The organism is Cytobacillus firmus DS1 (assembly GCF_000565285.1).
GTDB classification, from domain to species: Bacteria; Bacillota; Bacilli; order Bacillales; family Cytobacillaceae; genus Cytobacillus; species Cytobacillus firmus_A.
Map to the genome: position 1 here is coordinate 185,598 of NZ_APVL01000011.1, position 19,611 is coordinate 205,208.

The 19,611-nt window shown below is 39.9% G+C and carries 18 protein-coding genes and 1 pseudogene; 9 read left to right on the forward strand and 10 right to left on the reverse strand.

All coding sequences use genetic code 11. The features are described 5' to 3' along the window. Nucleotides 1-142: 142 nt before the first annotated feature. Together PBF_RS15855 and PBF_RS15860 are read left to right on the forward strand one after the other, a co-directional pair. Nucleotides 143-1,285 (forward strand): CAP domain-containing protein, encoded by a 1,143-nt coding sequence (locus PBF_RS15855; RefSeq protein ID WP_343299444.1) that lies wholly within the window; start codon nt 143-145, stop codon nt 1,283-1,285. Between the two features lie 108 nt (nt 1,286-1,393). Further along, the gene (locus PBF_RS15860; RefSeq protein ID WP_035330914.1) at nt 1,394-1,822 is read left to right on the forward strand and encodes a cell wall hydrolase; all 429 of its coding nucleotides are present in this window, start codon (nt 1,394-1,396) and stop codon (nt 1,820-1,822) included. Between the two features lie 44 nt (nt 1,823-1,866). Here PBF_RS15860 and PBF_RS15865 read toward each other — a convergent pair whose 3' ends face one another. The 4 genes from PBF_RS15865 to PBF_RS15875 all read right to left on the reverse strand — a co-directional run bounded on the left by PBF_RS15865 (nt 1,867) and on the right by PBF_RS15875 (nt 5,289). Then, nucleotides 1,867-2,466: a YdcF family protein gene (locus PBF_RS15865; protein ID WP_035330940.1), complete on the reverse strand. Its 600-nt coding sequence runs from the start codon at nt 2,464-2,466 to the stop codon at nt 1,867-1,869. A 123-nt stretch (nt 2,467-2,589) separates the two neighbouring features. Next, nucleotides 2,590-3,225 carry an FMN-dependent NADH-azoreductase gene (locus PBF_RS15870; protein WP_035330915.1) on the reverse strand — a complete coding sequence of 212 codons (636 nt, stop codon included), beginning with the start codon at nt 3,223-3,225 and terminating at the stop codon, nt 2,590-2,592. A gap of 496 nt (nt 3,226-3,721) precedes the next feature. After that, the gene (locus PBF_RS26530; RefSeq protein WP_200870057.1) at nt 3,722-3,871 is read right to left on the reverse strand and encodes a hypothetical protein; all 150 of its coding nucleotides are present in this window, start codon (nt 3,869-3,871) and stop codon (nt 3,722-3,724) included. A gap of 188 nt (nt 3,872-4,059) precedes the next feature. Continuing rightward, nucleotides 4,060-5,289, reverse strand: a complete 1,230-nt coding sequence (locus PBF_RS15875; RefSeq protein ID WP_035330916.1) for a CNNM domain-containing protein — start codon at nt 5,287-5,289, stop codon at nt 4,060-4,062. Nucleotides 5,290-5,517: 228 nt separating this feature from the next. On the opposite strand from PBF_RS15875, the gene PBF_RS15880 reads away from it, so the two are divergent. Further along, a complete protein-coding gene (locus tag PBF_RS15880; RefSeq protein ID WP_035330941.1) occupies nt 5,518-6,789 on the forward strand; it encodes a TolB family protein in 1,272 nt (423 codons plus the stop codon). Between the two features lie 179 nt (nt 6,790-6,968). Here the strand turns inward: PBF_RS15880 and PBF_RS15885 are convergent, their stop codons facing one another. Continuing rightward, nucleotides 6,969-8,030 (reverse strand): multicopper oxidase domain-containing protein, encoded by a 1,062-nt coding sequence (locus PBF_RS15885; RefSeq protein ID WP_035330917.1) that lies wholly within the window; start codon nt 8,028-8,030, stop codon nt 6,969-6,971. Nucleotides 8,031-8,377: 347 nt separating this feature from the next. Here PBF_RS15885 and PBF_RS15890 point away from each other — a divergent pair, with 347 nt between their 5' ends. Continuing rightward, nucleotides 8,378-9,208, forward strand: coding sequence for an undecaprenyl-diphosphate phosphatase (locus tag PBF_RS15890; RefSeq protein ID WP_035330918.1), 831 nt, complete (start codon nt 8,378-8,380; stop codon nt 9,206-9,208). 63 nt (nt 9,209-9,271) lie between these two features. On the opposite strand, the gene PBF_RS25500 is transcribed toward PBF_RS15890, so the two are convergent. After that, nucleotides 9,272-10,827 (reverse strand): IS3 family transposase gene (locus PBF_RS25500; RefSeq protein WP_152539687.1). Its coding sequence is split into 2 segments (ribosomal slippage): nt 9,272-10,188 and nt 10,188-10,827, totalling 1,557 coding nucleotides; the frame shifts between segments, so codons are not numbered across the junction. Nucleotides 10,828-11,287: 460 nt separating this feature from the next. Beyond that, entirely contained in the window at nt 11,288-11,842 is a 555-nt protein-coding gene (locus PBF_RS15910; RefSeq protein WP_035330922.1) for a DUF1836 domain-containing protein, read from the reverse strand. 144 nt (nt 11,843-11,986) lie between these two features. On the opposite strand from PBF_RS15910, the gene trhA reads away from it, so the two are divergent. After that, nucleotides 11,987-12,634 (forward strand): PAQR family membrane homeostasis protein TrhA, encoded by a 648-nt coding sequence (gene trhA, locus PBF_RS15915; protein ID WP_035330923.1) that lies wholly within the window; start codon nt 11,987-11,989, stop codon nt 12,632-12,634. Nucleotides 12,635-12,675: 41 nt separating this feature from the next. Here the strand turns inward: trhA and PBF_RS25505 are convergent. After that, nucleotides 12,676-12,986, reverse strand: a pseudogene (locus tag PBF_RS25505) (N-acetylmuramoyl-L-alanine amidase family protein); the annotation flags it as partial. A 257-nt stretch (nt 12,987-13,243) separates the two neighbouring features. On the opposite strand from PBF_RS25505, the gene PBF_RS15925 reads away from it, so the two are divergent. Continuing rightward, nucleotides 13,244-13,846, forward strand: a complete 603-nt coding sequence (locus PBF_RS15925; RefSeq protein ID WP_035330924.1) for a CotY/CotZ family spore coat protein — start codon at nt 13,244-13,246, stop codon at nt 13,844-13,846. Nucleotides 13,847-13,960: 114 nt separating this feature from the next. Here PBF_RS15925 and PBF_RS15930 read toward each other — a convergent pair whose 3' ends face one another. Together PBF_RS15930 and PBF_RS15935 are read right to left on the reverse strand one after the other, a co-directional pair. Then, the gene (locus PBF_RS15930; protein WP_051488894.1) at nt 13,961-14,332 is read right to left on the reverse strand and encodes a hypothetical protein; all 372 of its coding nucleotides are present in this window, start codon (nt 14,330-14,332) and stop codon (nt 13,961-13,963) included. Between the two features lie 2 nt (nt 14,333-14,334). Beyond that, nucleotides 14,335-15,522, reverse strand: a complete 1,188-nt coding sequence (locus PBF_RS15935; RefSeq protein WP_035330925.1) for a ParM/StbA family protein — start codon at nt 15,520-15,522, stop codon at nt 14,335-14,337. A 175-nt stretch (nt 15,523-15,697) separates the two neighbouring features. On the opposite strand from PBF_RS15935, the gene PBF_RS15940 reads away from it, so the two are divergent. From PBF_RS15940 to PBF_RS15950, 3 genes are all read left to right on the forward strand, one after another. Then, nucleotides 15,698-16,465, forward strand: coding sequence for a CsxC family protein (locus tag PBF_RS15940; RefSeq protein WP_035330926.1), 768 nt, complete (start codon nt 15,698-15,700; stop codon nt 16,463-16,465). A 210-nt stretch (nt 16,466-16,675) separates the two neighbouring features. After that, nucleotides 16,676-17,452 (forward strand): CsxC family protein, encoded by a 777-nt coding sequence (locus PBF_RS15945; RefSeq protein ID WP_035330927.1) that lies wholly within the window; start codon nt 16,676-16,678, stop codon nt 17,450-17,452. 80 nt (nt 17,453-17,532) lie between these two features. After that, nucleotides 17,533-19,542 carry a hypothetical protein gene (locus PBF_RS15950; protein ID WP_035330928.1) on the forward strand — a complete coding sequence of 670 codons (2,010 nt, stop codon included), beginning with the start codon at nt 17,533-17,535 and terminating at the stop codon, nt 19,540-19,542. Nucleotides 19,543-19,611: the final 69 nt, after the last annotated feature.

The following is a 19,611-nucleotide window of genomic DNA, read 5'->3' on the forward strand; positions in this document are numbered from 1 at the left end:
ATCGAATCACGGTTAAAGAGACAGGCAAACAGGGTAGAAAAAAAAGGAAGGCCGCAATATTTTGCATTTCCGGATTTTTAAATCTTATAATGAAAGGGCATACCTTTGATATTGGGTTTAAAGGTGTATGGGAGGAGATTATTTGAGGAAGTTTTTATTTATATTTATTCTGTTATTTCTCGGTTTCGCCTTTTCACAGCCGGATGAGAAATCAGCAGATAATTCTAAGTCAGGAACTTTAATGGATAATATAAAAACGGATATACAGCTTCTTAAAGACAATAAGGACCTGCAGGAGATACTTTCCGGCGTGATGGAAGAGGCCCAAAATTGGACAGATCAATTTCTCCTGACAATCGGGCAATATACCGGGGGAAAAAATCTTTCTACTGAGGATAAAGCCGAAAAACCTGTTTTGAAAGCTCCTGAGGAACAAACTTTTTCTATTCATAACATAGAAATAGGTGATGATAAGGCGGAAATCGAAAGAAATCTCGGTCCCTCCAATCGTATCTCAGCAAATGAATATGGAACAGACTGGCATGCCTATCATGATCACTATCAAAATTTCGTAATGGTCGCGTATAACAAGCAGGAAAAAGCAGCGGGCATCTATACAAATCAGGATCTGATTTCTTCAACAAAAGATATTGCCTATGGGACTCCAAAGTCATCCGTATCTCAGCAGCTTGGAAAGCCGCTGGACAGAATGAGAAAAGACTTTGTCATCTTTCAGCTTGAACAGAATCGTGACTATGACTTATACGAACTTGACGGGAATTACGTAACCATTTTTTATGATAAACATCGTGACAATACGGTCACATCCATTCAAATAATCAGTAAATCCCTTGAAGAGCAAAAAGATTCCTTTTATGCGAATAGCAGCAGTGCTTTAAAGAAAGGGTTTGAATTGCAGCTTTTTGATATTACCAATGCTGAGAGAGTAAATCATGGAGTGTCCATTCTGGAATGGGATGATACTGTTAAGGAAACGGCGCGTAAGCACAGCAGCGATATGGCAGAGAACAATTATTTTGATCATACCAACCTGCAGGGCCTCTCCCCTTTTGATAGAATGCAGGCGGATGAAGTTTCATTTATGGTCGCCGGGGAAAACCTTGCATCCGGTCAATTCAGCAGTATTTTTGCTCATGAAGGTTTAATGAACTCACTTGGCCACCGCAAAAATATTCTGCGTGCGGATTATGAATTTTTAGGTGTCGGTGTCGCTTTTAATTCAAAATCACAGCCTTATTATACGGAAAATTTTTATGCCAACTAAAAGCTCCAGCATCTGCCGGAGCTTTTTCCTTGTTAAAAGCACATCCCTCTCCTTTATGCATACCCTATATCAGCCTATCTAAAATTAGAGAGACGGTGGTGAAACAGAATGGCAGTTGTGAAGGCACGTGAACAGGATATCGATTTGCTTGCCCGCCTTCTTCGGGCTGAGGCTGAAGGAGAAGGCCAGCAGGGCATGTTAATGGTGGGAAATGTAGGGATTAACCGAATCAGGGGCAATTGTTCTGATTTCAAAGGAATTCGCACCATACCGCAAATGATTTACCAGCCTCATGCTTTTGAAGCTGTCCAGAAAGGCTATTTTTATCAGAGGGCAAGGGAAGTGGAAAAAAGGCTCGCGCGAAGGGCTGTACGGGGTGAGCGGATCTGGCCATCCAAATTTGCACTATGGTATTTCCGGCCGCCTGGCGAATGTCCGCCTACATGGTACAATCAGCCCATAGCCGGAAGATTTAAGCTGCATTGCTTTTACGAGCCTACAGCGGAAGAATGCGAGAATATTTATAATACATTTTAAAAGAATCCCTGCCAATTGGATACTGGCGGGGATTTTTCTTGTCATTAAATATCCTGATCCATCAGAATGCCCTTTTTTACGTAATCAATTATTTTCACAGCTTCATCAAACGCTCTTTTTCTCCCGTAGGGATGCTGCTTCCATTGCTTTATCCCGGTTGAACCATCATCAGAACAGACTAGAGAGCAGTGAATCCAATGGGGCATATATGTCTTAAAAGTCAAGTGCAGCCTTCTCATGTGAAATGGAGCAGTCACAAGGATGATATTATCGATGTTCTCCAGCCCGCACATCCGGTCCATAACCAGCATAGAGGCAAGAACATTTTCTTTAGTATGAAGAGATCTATTTTCAATGAACAGGTCATTTGAAGGAATTCCGTACAAGATTGCTTTTTTCATTAACATTTCTGCTTCAGTCATTTCATTGCCCGGCCATTTTACTCCGCCAGAGAAAAGCAGCTTTTTTGCCCTTCCTTCCTGATAAAGCCTGACAGCTTCAGGCAATCGATATTCTGCTGCTTTGCTGCTTCCAGGCACAAAAATTAAATCTCCTTTTTGCAGATTATCCTCAATCCCATCATAAAGCAGCTTGGAGACATCATCCTCATTTAAATGGATTGGGCTTAATTCCGAGATTTTCACAAACCTTCCCCCTTTCGTTCCCAGCATATTAACTTCCTGTATTATACTATTCTTCCGGGACAAGAGCTCTCCTTATATATGCCTAGTCAAAAAGAAAAAGCAGCGGAAATCCGCTGCTTTTGTTTAGAAAGTTTTTGCTTTATCTTTTGCACGGGCAATGGCATCAGCTTTGATTTCTTCAGCTTTATCAGGCATTGCGTTGTGCCCTTCCACGAACAGACCCTCGAATGAAGGGACGCCGAAGAATTGCATTAATACTGTTAAATAACGGTGACCCATTTCCATCTCAGCTGCAGGCCCTTCAGAATAGATGCCTCCACGAGCCTGGATGTGAATCGCTTTTTTGTCAGTCAATAACCCGATTGGTCCTTCAGCCGTATACTTAAATGTCTTGCCGGCTACAGCCACTGAATCAAGATACGCTTTCATTACTGGAGGGAACGAGAAGTTCCAAAGCGGTGTAACAAATACATATTTATCAGCTGCAACAAATTGTTCGCTTAGTTCGGATAAGCGGCCTACTTTTGTCTTTTCATCTTCAGACAGTTCCTCAAAACCTTTGCCTGACTGAAGCTTGCCCCATCCGCTGAAAACATCCACATCAATCGCCGGGATATTTTCCTTGTATAAATCAATATGAACGATTTCGTCATTTGGATTAGCTTCCTTGTAGGAATCAATAAATGCCTTTCCTGCTGCCATGCTATATGACACCTTATCATCATGAGGGTGTGCTGTAATGTATAAAACCTGAGCCATAATTTTATCACCTTTCCATTTTTGAGTTGTCAACTTAGTTTGAATCAGAAGTAAAATATGTATTCATCCTGCAGTATGATCATTTTTATTCTTAATCCGAGATAATCATATTCAAAACAAAAAAGAATTTCAAATGATTTGCTCACGCTATTTTTATTACCCAAAACAAATAAATGATAATCCAAAAAAAAAGGCTCTTTTTCAAAGATGCTGTTTTTTAGTTTATGAAGTCAGCCCGTTGATTTCCGCTCCAGGCACGCAGCGAAACCGCGGGGAGGAATGCGAGCCTCCTCGGCTTCGTCTGCAGGGTCTCACACTTCCCTCTCCTCCCGCAGGACATTGAATAAGCTTCCTCGATTTAACACCGCACGAAGGTCAGCATTTTCGAGGATCAAGTGCCTTCCGCTCCAATCAACTCAGAGGTCTAATTTAGATCCAAATAGCAACCTAACTTTACGAATATAACAAAAAAAAAGACCCAGAATCGGGTCCTTAATTATTCTTGTACTTCAGGTGAATACGGATTGGTTCCGATATTTTTTCTCATTTCATCTGTTAGTTCAAAAGGAATGCTTGAGCTTGCTTCTCCGCCTTTTTCATAGTTCGTTTGTACGCTTCCGTCATAATGAAATGGTTTATTTTCCATGATTAGATCACCCCGGTTTTGTTTTTTTATTTTATTATATACTAAAAAGGACCTATATTTTCAGAAAAATAAAAATTATTTTTTATTTTTCTGCTCCTATTGTTCCCATTCTCCTCCTGCTTTTATCCTGATTTTTTTATAGACAGTAAAAAAGCATTATTCCCGTCCGGAAATAATGCTCATATACATCAAGGTGTTTTTTTCTTAATTTCGACCAGCTTAATCCTGTTGTCTTCAATAGATTTAATTTCAAAATGCAGATGGTGATATTCGAATGTTTCCCCTTCTTCAGGAAAATGACCCAGTTCTTTTAGTAAAAATCCTGCAAGGATGTCTTCATCTTCGGGAATTTTTGTTTTAAAGACTTCATTGATTCTGCGGATCGCCAGTTTGCCGTGAACAATAATATGGTTCTCCGTTAATTCATCAATCAGCACTTCAGTGTCTTCATCCGTTTCATCTTCTATTTCCTGGCCAAGCATCGCTTCAAGAATATCCTCATGTGTAATGATGCCTTTCGTCCCGCCATATTCATCAAGAACAATGGCGAGGTGCTTCCTTTCTTTCATCATCATTTTGAATACCCTGTCAATGCTATGAAATTCGTAGACAAATAAAGGCTCTAAGTCAGTAAAATCCGTCAGGTATTTCTCAGGCTGATTGGACCAGGAGAGCAAAGCCTTAGCATGGAAAACTCCAACAATATTATCCATATTATCTTTATAAACCGGATACCTTGTAAAACGATTATCCAACACTATATTCTTTGCTTCATCTACCGTTGCTTCATATGGAATGCCTTCAATTTCCATTCTCGGCGTTTTCAGAGCGTCGCTGACATCTAAATTATAAAAATCAATGATGCCTTTAATTCTCTGTGTTTCTTCTTCATGGAAGGTTCCTTCGCTGGCAGCTATATCAACCATGGTAATGAGCTCTTCCTTGGATACAGATACTGAATCCCCATTATTTTTTGAAAGAAAATTAATAATGCCCCGCGTGAACCTGGATATTAGAAAAGTCACCGGCTTTAAGATCAGCATAAGGATTCGAATGACCGGAAAAACGATATAAGCAATTTTATCTGCAAAGCTTGCTGCGATGGACTTTGGCAGAACTTCTGCAAATAAGATCAGTGCTACAGTCAGAATACCCGTTGCCACCCCTACACTGAAATCATATTCAAGCGCAATTATGGTAACAAGTGTAGGCAGCATGATATTAGCAATATTATTGCCAATCAATATGGATGTAATCATCTCATCAGGTTTCGAAACCACATCCAAAATTTTTTGTGCTTTCTTATCATTATTGTCCGCTCTTGATTTTAATTTCATTTTGTTAACAGCAGTTAATGCCGTCTCACTTCCCGACAGGAAAAAGGACATGAACATAAAAAACAAAATAGCAATGAACAAAGCTGATTTCCTCCAATTTTAATCCAATTATAGTTGTTTTTTCCCCTTTAGCATCCGAAAAAACGGAGCTGGGCAATTTTGTCTGCTATTCGATAATTATAAAGTAAACGATATCATATCGAAAATATAATGCTTTTTCAATGTGAACTTTTTATATGTTTTCAATAAATTAACTCCCTTTGCTCATAATAAGCATGATTAAATAACTTGAAGGAAGATGAAACTGATATGCGCAAGTTGATTTTGCTTCTTTTCTGCTTCCTGCTTATTATCCCGTCAGAGGCATGGGGAGATACAACGGAAAATGGGTTACAGGCAGCTTTTATACGAAATGGATATTTATGGATAAAGATAGGAGTGGCTGAAGAACAGATTACTGCTGAGCCTGGGGAATTTACGAATACGCCAAAGTGGTCCTATGATGGTCAATGGCTCCTATATGAAAAAGAAGCGCAGGAATCCCATTCGCCTGATATGGAAAACAGGACAGAGATATGGGTATACAATGTAAAGTCGAAGAAGCATAAAAGGATTTTTCAAGGTGGCGGGAATGCCAAATGGGCACCTTCCGATTATAGAATTGCTTTTACCAGCAATGGTGTCTTAAACATATCGGATTTGGATCAATTCCATAATATTGCTTTAGGAGTAGATGATTATAACTGGTATCCTGACGGAAAAAGTTTTATTGTATCTTCAAGCGCCGTCTTAAAGCCGGATGGCTGGACAAGCCCTACTCTATATAAGGTTCAGCTGCCGGCAGAACTTGAAAATATGAATTTGACCCACCATGTGAAACCGTTTTTCACGATTCCTAAAGAAATAGGCAGCGGAAATGCTACCATTATGTCCATTAACGCAACGGCATTAGAATTCTCACCTGATGGGAAATGGATCTCTTTCATTGTGAGTCCGACTGCATCGCTCGCCATGGACAGTGATATGGTTTGCGTCATTTCCTCTAATGGGAAAAATTTTGAAGTTCTTGATGAGATGATCCTTCATTTGGACGTCCCTAAGTGGGCGCCCGGCAGGAATTTATTGGGCTACATTGCGGGCGGGGGCAGAATTGTGATGGGCTTCAAAAACAAAAAATTGAAGGTGGCTGAATTGCCTGCTTTTAAAACCTTGAACCTCACCCCTGCTAAATTTGCGGAAATGGGCTTTACCTGGGTGGATAATGAAAGGCTGGTTGCCTCACGCGTGGATGAAAGTGAATGGTCAAATGATCCGCAAAAGCGGCCCGAACCAACACTCTGTCTGATACAGCTCAGCAAGGCCCAGCAGACGAGAATCACCTATCCCAAAAATTCAATTGGAGATTATAACCCTCTTTATCTAAAGACAGCTGGTAAGTTAACATGGATCAGAAAAAAGCTTGCAGAGCAAAAAGGCGATCTATGGATTGCTGAGCTTAGCGGAAAAAATGCGAAGCTATGGGCAAAAGACGTTGAAAAATATTCATTTTATGAAAACAGCGGACAAAAAAGCGGTTCCTAATTGGAATCGCTAGTTGTTTCAGTCAGATTTGTGTTCCTTCCGATTTTTTAATACACTTAAGCGTTTCACCTGCCGGGAAATATGCATTCCGGCTATCTTTTAGAAGACAGCCGAAAAAGGGATTCCATTTTTGATTTTTCTCTTGTATAATTTAGTTTAAGTTGAGTTTTTATTTATATTTAATGGCTCATTGTAGCCTTGCCGTCGTCTTCACCGGTCTCAGTTACCTTTATAATGGCGACGGCTCCTTTTTGTGCGTGGTTAAATTGATGCGTCACGATTGGGTAGCTGCCTTCCTTCGTAACGGTAAATTCCACAACAGCTCCGCCGCTCGCCGGGAGCATGACCGTCTGGAGACCTTTGTAATGGTTAAAAGGGTTGCCGTCAATGTATACATCATCAAACACCGTACCAACCACATGGAAAGAGCTTACTTCATTTGGTCCCACATTGTTTACATAGATCCTCACTTTATCCCCTACTTTAGCCAGAAGAGGATTGTCCTTAAGCGTGAACGTATCCCCATTTGTATTAGGATCTCCCTCTTTTAACGCTTTTGTTGAGAAAACCACATGACTCGGAACGCCATTTGTAAAATCATCAAGGTCGTTGTACTTATACCATTCGTTTTGAATAATTGTGTATTCTCTATCAATCTCCTTATCAGTCGGATAGCCGTCTTTAGGCTTTACAATGATCGTTCCGTGCATTCCGTTTGCGATATGTGATAATACCGGTGCAGTCCCGCAGTGATACATGAACACGCCCGGTTTATTGGCAGGGTATCTGAATGTTCCGGTTTCATCAGGCTGGACGTTCGAGAAGTCTTTTGACGGAGCAGCGTGTACAGCGTGGAAGTCCATGCTGTGCGGTATAGCCGGATCCATGTTTTTTAAAGTGAAATTAATTGTGTCCCCTTCATTGACAACTACTACCGGTCCCGGTGCTTCCCCGTTAAATGTCCATGCTTTATAGAATTTACCTTTGTCGATTTCAATATCTGTGATTTGGGATGTCATTTCGACATTCACTTCATTCGCCCCGACTCTATCAATCTTCAATGGAATAGGTTCCTGATTTAAATCTTTGTGGGGAGCGATTGCTTTAGGCTGGTTTGTTTCTGCAGCCAAAACCTTTTCTTCGGGCTGAAGAGATTTTTCCGGTGCTGCCCCCTGGCTGCATCCCGTTAGCAAGGCAATGCCTATTGCGGAAGTAAGCAAATATTTTACTCCTTTTTTCATTTTGACTTCCTCCTTATAATCGATTGGTTTATCTGCTTTTATCATATGGTAAATCAGCTCTGAAATTGGTGATTTTTCTCACAAGACTTTGGAATTCTGTGAAGAGTTTGTGAATTAGTGATCGAACTATTTTTTATTAAGATTCTATTATATTTCAAAGACTTTAATCGGGGAATTCTGCCTATTATTGACCAGTGTTACAATCACTTTTACGCCTTTTTCCGCTGAATTAATAGACAGTTTACATCTATATTACTTTGTAAAAAAATGTTCCTATCTATCTCAAATGGTTTATAATCATTAAATGGAGTTTATTTGCATCAGATTAAAAGGAGAATTTAACAGCTATGGATTTTATTATGATATTGAAAGCAATTATATTGGGGTTTGTTGAAGGAATGACGGAGTTTGCCCCAGTTTCATCGACAGGACATATGATTATTGTCGATGATATGTGGCTTAATACAAAAGAGTTTTTATCAAAATATGAAGCCAATACCTTTAAAGTAGTTATCCAGCTCGGTTCCATATTAGCGGTTGTGATTATTTTTAGAGACCGGTTCATTGAAATGCTCGGTCTTGGGGGACGAGGTAAAAGCTCTGAAGAAACACAAAGCCGCCTGAAACTATCTCAAGTAATTGTCGGGTTAATTCCTGCCGGGATTCTAGGCGTATTGTTTGAGGATTACATTGATGAACACCTGTTTTCAACTGAGACGGTACTGATTGGTTTGGTTATTGGTGCCTTTTTGATGATTTTTGCTGATATTTTTGGAGGCAAAAACCCGAAAACAGTATCGGTTGATCAAATCACCTATAAACAGGCTTTATCTATCGGATTGATCCAGTGTTTCTCCCTTTGGCCTGGATTCTCGCGTTCAGGTTCCACCATTTCCGGCGGCGTACTGCTTGGCTTGTCACACCGGGCTGCAGCTGATTTTACATTTATCATGGCTGTGCCAATCATGGCCGGTGCAAGTTTTCTTTCATTAATAAAGAATCTTGAATACTTTTCAGTCGAGGCGCTTCCGTTCTTTATTGCAGGATTCATCAGTGCTTTTGTTTTTGCCTTAATTTCGATCCGCTTCTTCTTGAAGATTATCGGCAAGATTAAACTGATTCCTTTTGCCATTTACAGGATTGTACTGGCGGGGGTTATCTATTTCGTATTTCTATAAAAATGAACCCGGGCTTTGTGAACTGCCCCCTGTCAAGTAGACAGTGGAAATAATAAAAATGATTTAAGCGGCTTTAGCTCTATATTCCATAGGGCTAAGGCCATTTAATCTTTTTTGATATCTTTCATGATTATAAAAATGTATGTACTCATCCATCGCAGTAGTAAGTTCCTCAAATGTCTTATATTTATGTAAATAATACTTCTCGCATTTCAGTGTCCCAAAAAAAGACTCCATTGGCCCATTATCAATACACCGACCCACTCGTGACATGCTATGTGTCATTTCCGCTGCATCTATTTTACGTTTGAACCCTTTAGAGGTGTATTGAAATCCACGGTCACTATGGATAAGAGGGTGTTCTCCATTCAATAGTGCTGTGGCTTGATCAAGTGTCTTGAATACAAGTTGGTTATTATTGGAGTGTCCTAGAACATAACTTATAATGGATCCGTCATAAAGATCACGAATCACACTTAAATAGGCCTTTTTTGATTGGCCATACTTAAATTCTGTAACGTCTGTTACCCACTTTTCATTTGGTTTTTCGGCTGTAAATTCACGATTTAATATATTGTCTGCCACATGTTGAGGTGTAGAGCGTTTATATTGCTTCTTCTTGACACGAATGACAGAACGTAATCCAGCCACTTTCATCAACCGATCGATTCTTTTATGATTAAGTTTCTTCTCAAACTTTCTATTCATGTGAAGGGTCATCTGACGATAACCGAATATGCCATCAACTTTTTCATGGAGAATTTTCATCTCTTTGATGATTTCTTTATTCAATATTTCTCTGGATGAAGGAGTACGATTTAGCCACTTATAGTATGCAGATCGTGCAATACCAGCAATTTCACAAAGTAAACTAATACTTAAACCTTCATTCTGGTGAAGCTCTTGAATAGCGACATACTTATCCTCAAATTGGATTTGGCTTATTTTCGCCTCCTTTCGATCTCCTCTAACTTTTTTAAAAATAAATTCTCTGCACGTAACCGTTCATTTTCTCTTTCTAATTTTTTCATTTGAAGGTTCATTTTCTCTTCTGGAGTCAAGCTAGTTTCTTCTTTTTTATTACCACGTTTATCTTTTAGCGCTTCATCTCCTCCATCTTCATACTTCTTAACCCATTGATAGACTTGTTGGTAAGAAACATTATTAGTATTAGCTGCTTCTTGATAATCTTTTCCGTTTCCCAAGCAATCAATTACAATTTGTATTCGTTCTTCCCAAGTCGTTTTTCTTCCTTTAGTCATAGAGCTCGTCCTTCCTGGTGACGTATCTTTTAAATCTCTATGACTATTATACTTCTTTATCCAACTTCTAAGGACAGAAGCATCTGATATTTCATACAATCTAGCAACCTCACGTATAGAATACTCCCCAGACAGACAATCTCTAATGGCAGCTAGCTTCAATTCCTTGGAATACTTTTTCCAAGTGGAAGACTCTTTTAGACCTTCAAAACCACACTTATCATACTTGTGTTTCCACTCCAAAATCGTTGAAGGGTGTACGTTATATTTTGACTCAAGTTTATATGTTGAATAATGCTCGTCTAATTCCTTTAATATCTCATATTTTTCTTCTGCAAAGTAAGATCTTTTAGACATAATAAATACTCCCCCATAAGCAGCCAGATTTTTATTTTTTAATCTGTCTACCTAAAGGGGAGCATATCATTGGCGGCCCGGGTTTTTGTTTGTTTGAGCCGGCTGATTTTTGATGTGGGGATATGCTTTAGTTGTTGTTTTTCGTCTGATGGGAGCAGGGTCGTACGCTGAGAGCTGGATTATCACCTTTGTGTCCGAAGTTGCTCCAGGTTCCGACTCAGAACCCGGGTTTTTTGGTTTTTGTGTCAGAAGTTGCACAATGTTCAACCTCTCTGTACTGGCTTTCCCTTTCTCTGGCCATCAAAATAAATTTTTAAAGAAGCTGAAAATTAACCGCGGTATCCACAGTATGATGCGAATAAGAAATACTATTATTTCTAAATCGAGAATCTCGGACATGATTTGGCGCAGCAGTCCTGGTTTTCGTTTTTCTTTTTTATTAATGATTTTTCCCGATTTTCTATTTACCATCCGCTGACTCCTTTACCTCATCAACAATGCGTTCAGCTGCTTTGCGGTACAAGTTGCTCATATGAACCAGTGAAGATGCCAGCAGGACTTTTTCGAGCTGGGCTGGCTGCCCTTCATTTAGCTCTGCTGCCCTGCCCGCCTGATTTTCCAGATCGTTCATAAATGCATCGGCATTCCGTTTCGCCAAATCGAGATAAAGCTGATAAAAATGGTCCAGATCCATCTTTCCTGCTGCTGTCCTCGTGTTAACGTCATTTAGCAGGCTTTTAATGTCGTTTATGGATAGAGCCCCTTTAAGCTGATAAATAAAAGCAATTAATATAAGGTGCTCTTTTGAATATTTTTTATTTTTGACAGGAAAAAACAATTTCCCTTTGGCATAGTTATTTATCATTGTCTTAGTCAGCACTTTTTCTTCTTCATTTCTCTTCGCGCTGCCAAAGGTATTTTCAAATAGCTGGATTACCTGATCCATGTATAAATCTATTTGCGGTATATCTTCCAATTGAATTTGGTTATCCGCAATGAGCTTTTCCAATTCCATAACAATCCCTCAAATCCCACATTTGTCGTTATATAAATTCTACTTAAAAAAACGCAGTTTGTAAATATTGACTAGATGATGTTTTATGTATATTATAATAAGTAGTTATAAAAACTACATATAAGAACATTAGGAGGAGATATTATGAATTCGTACATCCGGGAGCCCATCAATGGACTAACCCATTTAGCAGGAGCCATTTTATCCTTTGCCGGATTGCTTGCCATGGTGATCAAAGCCTCACTGACAACCTCTTCGCCGATTGCCATTACGGCTGTTGCTATTTTTGGAATCAGTTTGATGCTTCTTTATTCGGCATCAGCAACCTATCATATGGTCATCGCCAAGGATAAAGTCATTGCATTTTTAAGAAAGCTTGATCATTCTATGATTTATGTATTGATTGCAGGTTCTTATACACCTTTTTGCCTCATTACCTTAAATGGTGTGACCGGCTGGGTTCTATTTGGTATTGTAACAGCTGTCGCATTATCAGGTATTTTGTTTAAAATGATCTGGTTCAACTGCCCGCGCTGGCTTTCAACAGCGTTATACATTGCCATGGGATGGATTATCGTTTTCGCCTTTTCTCCTCTTTCTGAATCATTAAGTTCAGCTGGTGTTCTGCTTCTTTTGCTTGGAGGCATTCTTTACACGATCGGCGGAGTGATTTATGCTGTTAAACCAAAATTCCTTGAATTCAATCATATGGGTTTTCATGAGATTTTTCATATTTTCATCATGATGGGAAGTATGGCTCATTTTCTTTGTGTTTTTATGTATGTTATATAGTAAAAAAGCGGACACATTTAAGTCCGCTTTTTTGATTAGCTGGCTGTTTGGGAATTGCTTCCAAGACTGTTATGAATAAAATCTTCATACCCCCTCGCTGCACCATTCGCGGCATTACAGTGTATTGAGAGGTAAAAATCCGCCCCCCTGCTATTGGCTTCAGATGTCCTTTGACTCAAACTTTTAGTCACATCATTTTCACGGCTCATTTTAACTTCTATATTCTGATAGCTGGTCAATAAGATATTTTTTATATTTTTTGCGATATCAACGCAATATCCTTTTCTCTTATTCCATTTCCCTGAGCGCCTGGGTCCGTACCTCCGTGTCCAGGGTCTAAATAAAGCTTCATTGTACTCACTCCTTAATATGTTAACTCAAAGGCTTGAAGCTTCTCATACCATTATAAATCAACTTAACATAGCAAGTACTTGCCAGTAATATTCTATGTTTCCCAGCAGAAATGGCTTGTACACATGTCCAGGCATTAATGCTGCCCCTTGTTGGAATAACAAAAAAAATGTCTTTTTATAGGCGGCATTCTCATTCAAAAACTTAGGTGAAGCCGTATGCTAATGGTGGAACTAATTTTTCGGGGAGTGAAAAATCATGGGTTTGTGCGGAAAAAAAAATAAAGACTTTGAAAGGCATGATTTTTGCCATGAGCATGATTATGACTGTGATTGTCATATAAAACCTGAATGGGACGAGGGGAAACACCGGAAAAATTTCTATGAAAATTGTGTTGAAGAGGTTTTGGAAGCCATTTTCAGAGCACAGAAAAAAGTGGGAATGGAAGATGAATGCAGGAGTTCCTGCCGGGAATCCATTGATGACCTTATGGGAGGACATAAGAAACCAAAAAAGAATACAATTCCTTTCCTTTTATATTGCGGGAGCTGTGAACCATTTAAAGCCACAGGTGTTACAACATTCACTCATCATTCTAAGGAAAAGAAATTTGCTTGTATTACATCATTCATTTTTAGAATAAAAGAATTTGATGGCAAATGCGCTGTATTGGAACTGTTGACTTTCAAGCAATGTAAATCCACTAAAGACCCATTTAAATCACATACCAAAGATTTTTGTTCCCCTTGCAGCCAAATCGACTGTGAAAACGTAGAAGATCTCATTCCTACAGGCATATGCATAAATGTGGACCTATCCTGTTTTTGTGCTGTTACCTGTTTGCCTGCAGTCCGCTTATAGGACTATATTGCTTCTAAATGGCTCAGCTATATGGATTATCGTTCATAATTAAACAGCCATACAAAAAAGGTACACCATAGTGGCATGGTGCACCTTTTTTGGTATCTTAGTATATTATCCTCCAAATGCCTCCAGCACATCCTCTACTTCTTTTAAATCAACCTCATCTTGTTTTGAGCCGTGAAAAACTTTCTCTTTATATGCTGGCGTCTGGACTGCAGCGTAGCCAGACTGCATCATTCTCTTAATTTCATTAATTTCTGCCAGTATGATGTCGCTGTTCATATTTTTGGGATGGAGATAGCTGTTTAAAGCTGATAGAACTAAATGGATCAGCGTATTGTTATTGGAATGATAGTCGACTTGTTCCTGAATCTTCTGTGATACTTTTACTGAATTGCCGGTTTTGACATCAATGAAATGGTCCGGGATTGTTAAGGCTGTTTTATTCGCATAGTCGGTATAAGTTCTCACCTTTTCCATCATCCTTAACCTCTGTTTGAAATGGAATGATTACTTTCTTTTTCCCTTTTAAGCTGATTCATTTTTGCCAGAATCATAAGACCAAGAACATTTAATTTTTCCATGTTTTCAGGAAAAGTTAATTCAATTGGCCTTCCTCTATCCGACCATTTCGCGGCAGCTTCCTGAATTTGCTTTTGGGCGAGTTTGGCTGCTCCTCCTACAGCAATATACCGGACAGCCCCTTTAATCTCTGATGAGCTGCTCCTTACACGATCAAAATGCTCGAGGTATTTTATTGCCATTGACTTTAACTGCGGCAAAATGTATTTGCTGATATCCTTTCTGACCCCTGCAAAAGGCTCGACATACCAACCTGAAGGTCCTTCCGCCAATTTTTCCTCCAGTTCGGCACGGGAGTCAAATCGGTACATTTCCTTTTTACTCACCCTTTGAATGATGTGATCCAGAAACTGGTTGATCCCGAAAGGCTCCCCTTCTACAGATGCGACAGGCTTATTATTTTTAATTCCCACAAAGTCGACTGAGTCTCCTCCTAGGTCACCAATGATGATTCCTTTCTGTGATTCTTTAACAAGCTCTTCATCCTTGATGCCCAAGGTTTCCTGATCTCTGGTTAATCCCAAATAGGCACACGCACCTTCAGCACCGACAATCACATCATGGATGCTAATTTTAACGGTTAACTCCTTTGGTTCTGAAAGTCCGGGAACTTTATGAAAAATGATCGTGTGTGTTCCAGCCAGTTTGTCTTTAAGGCGGGTTTTTCTCTCTTTATACTGTGTGGTCGGAAGAGATACAGCTAATTGATCAATAGAATAAGTGATTTCTGTTTCTTCGGGATGCTGAAGTGCTGCATGATAGCCTGCAAGGCCAAACAGCAGCAAATAGGTTCTGTCTTCATCAACTTTCTGGTTATTGAATGCAGTCAGGCTTACGTCCCGCTGTTTAGCCGCTCCCTTGCCGATATAGAATATTTCTCTTCGATCTACTACTGCCTGGCTCTTTACCTCTACTATTAAATTTTCTTCAAACACTATATCATCATCATCATAGGGCTTTTCATAGAATTCCGCATCAAATAAAGCGATAGCATTTGGAATCTGATATTCTGACAAAATACCATTTTCTGAAGCTAATGCCTTATACCAGCTGTTTCCGATATCAACAGCAAGAAAATTGTGTCTTTCCATTTCTCCTCACTCCTCCTTTTGAATCTTATGCGTAATAGAAGTCCAATTGTGCCCGTACCCACTCACATTTTATCCGCCATTGCATCATCCCTAGAAATTTCCATGTTTGTCCAATGCATTCAAATAAGGATTTGCATACTATATCTTGAAGTAAATTTAATAAGGAGGAACAACATTGAAAAAAGATAACAAATGCGTAGATATTAATGTGTCTGCTAATGTGGGAGATTGCGCTTATTCCCCTGGATCCACTCCTATTGCAGATGCAGGTGCAGCTGTCATCAGAGTACCTGTTGAACTTGCTGTTTTGAATATTAGGACAAACCTAGCTGCTAAGATCAAGTTCCCGGAGCCAGTCCTAGAAATTAAAGATATTAAAAAGAGAGTACAAATCGTCCAGTGCAAACTTCTTCTTCCAGGTGTTGCAGCAGGAACGGATCCATTTGTGGAAGGTTCTTATCATTTATTCATTAAAGGATATGTACGAAAAAATATTCAATATGCTGCACCTTGCTACAACTCAGGTGTTTGCGTGAACTCAGAAATGCGGTCCCTGACAACTGATGTGCCTTTTGAATGTGTCGTCGAAATTGCAGAAGATGATTTTGATAGAACTCCACAGCTTCCTTTCCAGAACTCTCGTGCAGAATTTGATTTCTTCAGACAGCAGGATCTTGGACATGGCTATCCTGAAAAAGATCACTTCCTTTCCAGCGATCTTTCCCAGTTCCATCAGGACAGTACCCAGTTCTACAATCAAATGCCATATTGCGAGCTGATCTCGAGCAGAATTACAGAATGGGATGAAGCCATTGACCGCAAGCCATTCCACAACAGTGCCAACTGGCAGGAAGGAACATTCGAAACGATCTCTGAAAAAATGTTCCTGCAGTTTACTGTGAAAGTTCTTCAAAACCAGCAAGTCAGAGTAACAGCAATTTAATGCAAATGACCAGGCAATACCTGTTCCTTTTCATGGACAGGTATTGCTTTTTTATGTTTATTTACTAGCATCATATTCAAAAGCCCTTAAAATGACATTCACCCACAAAATTTTCCACACCCATTTTTCGTTTTTGCAATAGGTAAACGCCCAAACATAGACGATTATCATGCATAGGATGTGATTATCATGATTTCAGGAGGAGCCCAAATGTCTGAAGAACATAAAGATCGAGATAAAGCGGAATGCCAGATTTCTGCTCAGAACTGTGATTGTGAAAGCACCATTCATCATACTCAAGTGAACATTGGAAAAATTACGGCAAAGGTCCCTGTCGTTCTGGCTGAGCTATGTCTAAAAGTGAATGTAAATGCCCTAATTACTTTTCCGGAACCTGTACTGGAGATTAAGGATATCAAGAAAACAGTAAAGTTAACACAATGCCGCCTGTTATTGCCTGCTGACCAGCTGTTTATTAAAGGCTTTGTGCGCAAGAATATTCAGTATGCAAGCCCCTGTCCTGACATCGAAATGCATACAGACAAAACCGTAGCATCTGATATTCATTCCTATACAATTGATGTTCCGTTCCAATGTGTGACCGAAATTAAAAAGTTTCTTACCTGTCCGATGATGCCCGAAATGAATCACCGCCAGGAATTTGATTTTCTCGTATCAAGGCCTGTACCGCGGGGATATCCGGAGAAAGATGAGTTACAATCAAGTGATCTTTCTCAATTTCATCAGAAAAGTGTGCAGCATTATAATGAATTGCCATTCTGTGAGCTGATTTCAAGCAGAATAATTGAATGGGATGAAGCGATTGACCGCCGTCCCCTGCCTAACCGCTCCCCGATCGGAGAAGGAGTATTTACTAAGGTGGAGGAAAAAATGGTTGTAGATTTGGTCATTAAAGTTCTGCAAAAACAGCAAATCCGTGTTTCTTCAACCACCAATGATCACGATGACTGCTTCGATTGTGAATAGATCTCAGCAGATTATTTTCCATTGATTGATCAGCTTTTAAAACTTGACGTAAGGAGGGGACCGGTGGGGATGCTCCGCAATTGCAGCACCTTCCTATGTATATGAGTGATATGAGAAGTGCCTATAACCGGATTTACCGGATCGATGCAGATACTGGTAATCCGTTGGAACAGCAGCAGTTTTTCTTTTATACAGGAAACAATTCAAAAAACCATGAATCAGCTGAAGCTGTAAATGAAGAGGAATCTAAAAAAGTTCAAAAGGCAGCTGGCAATTCTGTTACCCGCGAAAAAACAAAGTCGTTTCCGCTTATTTTACCGCCTCCATCTGTTGAATCGAGCCAAATTATCAAAACCAGTGCACTGTCTGAAAAAGCAGCTGAAAAGGAGAATACGGAGAAAGAAAGTGTACCACCTAAAGATAAAACCGAAATGACAAAGCCTAAAAAATTTAGACTTCCAAAGCAGCTGAATGACATGCTGACGCCCTTTTCTCCAATGCTGAGCTGGTCCCCTTCTTTACCCAGTAAATACTCAAACCAGCCTGCATTCACGAAGAGCCATTTGCCTGGCGGGTCTGATGTTAAATCTTCCCGGCCGGATGCAGAAACAAACCTGAACGAATTCATGCCAGCCGAAAAATCCCTCGGCCAAGCAGGCAGTCATGAAACCATAGTATTTGAGGAAAAGGCGGAAATGCAAGAATCCAATTCTTTGGTTATGGATCCGGAAGAAAGTGATCTGACACAGGATTTTCTTGGCATGCTGAATGACGGCGTGATGAACGAAATAAATGAAGAAACAGAATTGAATAACAGCGTACCTAAAGCTGCTATTAAAGAATCTGAGACTGCTATGGCATTGGAAGATGAATTTGCCCATATGCTTGACGAGTCTTCTTCTAGCGAGATTGAAGAAGATTATATACAGCCCAGACAGGATGAAGCATTTGCACTGATTTTAGAATTCGGCTATGACAATAGTGAATCTTCTGCCCTTGACCCTGTTAATCATTTCGACTGTGAAGAATCTTCATCTGAAAAAGATCATCCAATGTTGAAGGAACCGAATGAATGTGACTATGAAGAGAGTTGGCAGGCTAACCATGATGAAGAGTCTTCCAGCTATGAAGGCGAATTCTCACTTCTGCTGAAGAAGGCATGCAGCATCCTGGATGAGGAGTGTAATGACACTCCCCCGCTTCAGGAAAAATTCCTGGCACTGCTGGATGAATCTTCTGATCACAGTAATACCTGTCCTGACTTTGTGCTGGAAGAATTATTTTTGGAAAGTGAATGTGAAGAATCCGAATCGGCAGCCCAACCTGAAGAGACAACATATAAGGAAGTTTCTTCTTTGCTTGAATACTTCTCAGGTTTGCTGCAGGGAGTTATGTTAAGCGAAGCACCGGATAACGATGAAGAAGAGTCCATTAGCGAAACTGAAGAGAGAGTGATGGCTGTCTCTGACGAAAGTGAAGCTGCAGCGGAGTTAAGTGATGAACTTTTTGGTATGCTGGAGGAGTCCTCAAGCAGCAGTCTTATGAATGATGAAGAACCGGCGCCATGCTGCGGTGAATGTTACCGGAATGAGCTTCAAGTCAAGCTTCCTGTATTAATAGGAAAAGCGGACCTGGATATTTCAATTTTCGATTGCTTGCCGATGCCTATTAAGAACGGTCACATTTCAAAAATGGAATGGTCAGTGGACTCTTTGCAATGTTCTGCCATCTTGCCTTCAAAAACAGTTTTTATCAAAGGAAACCTTATTGCAGACATCCTTTTTGTGAATCATAATCAGCTGCAGAGCATAAGGATGCCTGTGCCTATTGATAAAACCATAGAGCTGGAGTGGATTTCCCCTCCCCAGATGCCAGCTTCATCAAATAAAAAAGAATTTATGTTTATTCATGAAAATGGTGAGGATTTTCATTACGAATATTTTCAGCAATTCACAGAGGAAATTACTTGTAAATTGAAGAGTATTCATGTTCTCTGGCATGGGGATACAAGAGATTATCCCGGTCTGGAAGTCATGGGGAAAGCCTTGCTGTCTATGGATTTCTTTCAGGAGCAAATCGTACAAATATAAAGAGGGTATCTCCAGAAGATACCCTCTCAGTTTGTAGACAAAAGGGGTTCGGAATAGTCTCATTCCGAA